1 protein-coding gene is annotated in these 1,122 nt (G+C 66.8%); it reads right to left on the bottom strand.

What is annotated here, in order from left to right; translation table 11 throughout:
• Position 1 precedes the first annotated feature (1 nt).
• Positions 2 to 1,000, bottom strand: coding sequence for an IS481 family transposase (locus G6019_RS15650; RefSeq protein ID WP_182612966.1), 999 nt, complete (start codon positions 998 to 1,000; stop codon positions 2 to 4).
• Positions 1,001 to 1,122: the final 122 nt, after the last annotated feature.

The raw sequence follows: 1,122 nt of genomic DNA, 5'->3' as shown, positions 1-1,122 counted from the left end.
GCTAGCTGTGATGTCCAGGGAGGTTGGTCAGTCGGGTGATTGGTGGCTGGCCTCCGAGGGCGGAGTGGGCGCGATGATGATTGTAGAAGTGCAACCATTGCGGAAGTCGCTCGTTGCGGGCGTCGGTTGAGTCGTAGAACCGGGCGTAGGCCCATCCGTCGCCCAGGGTGCGGTGGAAGCGCTCGATTTTGCCGTTGGTCTGTGGGCGGTACGGGCGGGTTCGCTTGTGCGCGATTGCCAGGTCGGTGCAGGTGTCGCGCCAAGCGTGGGATCTGTAGGCCGAACCGTTGTCGGACAGGACCCGCTCGACGGTGACGCCACGGTCGGCGAACCAGGCCACGGCTCGTGTGAGCACTCCGGTCGCGGTGGGGGCCTTCTCGTCGGCATGGATCTCGGCGTAGGCCACCCGGGAGTGGTCATCGATGACCGTGTGCACGTAGGCCGTGCCGATCCGCGGCCGCGACTGGTGTCCGCGTTCGCCGGTTCGACGGGCGGTGGCGCGGCCGTTGAGTTGGCCTTGGGCTCTGCCGACGAAGCGGTGCCCGCCGCCGTCGGGGATGTTGCCGAACTTGGTCACATCGACGTGCAGTAGTGAGCCGGGCCGGGGGTGTTCGTAGCGGCGCAGTGGTTCACCGGTGACCCGGTCGATGCGCGAGAGTCGGTTGATCCGGCAGCGCACGAGGACGGCGTGCACGGTGGAGGCGGCGATGCCCAATCGGCCTGCGATCTGGACCGGCCCGAGCCGGTGGCGCCACCGCAATCGCACGATCGTGCGGACCATCACCGCACCGGTACGGTTCGGGCTCGTGCGGGGCCGTGAGCTGCGATCGGTCATGCCGGCCGGGCCCTGGGCGCGGTAGCGGTCGGCCCACTTCTTGGCGGTTCGGGGCGCGACCATGAACATCTTGGCCGCAGAGGCATAGGTCCAGTCGTTGTCGACGATGAGTCTTGCCAGCCGCAAACGGGTACGTGGGGTCAGGGTCGCGTTAGCGTGGGACACGAAGGCCTCCTGGTTGATGAAGCGAAGAACTAGACAGCTCCACTTCACAACCGGAGGCCTTCACCTGTCAGCCGAACTCACCATCGCGAGTCGGGACAACCTCCCTGGACATCACAGCTAGC

Source organism: Dietzia sp. DQ12-76, assembly GCF_014145045.1.
In the GTDB taxonomy this organism is placed as follows: Bacteria; Actinomycetota; Actinomycetes; order Mycobacteriales; family Mycobacteriaceae; genus Dietzia.
This window is presented reverse-complemented; position numbering and strand designations above follow the sequence as displayed.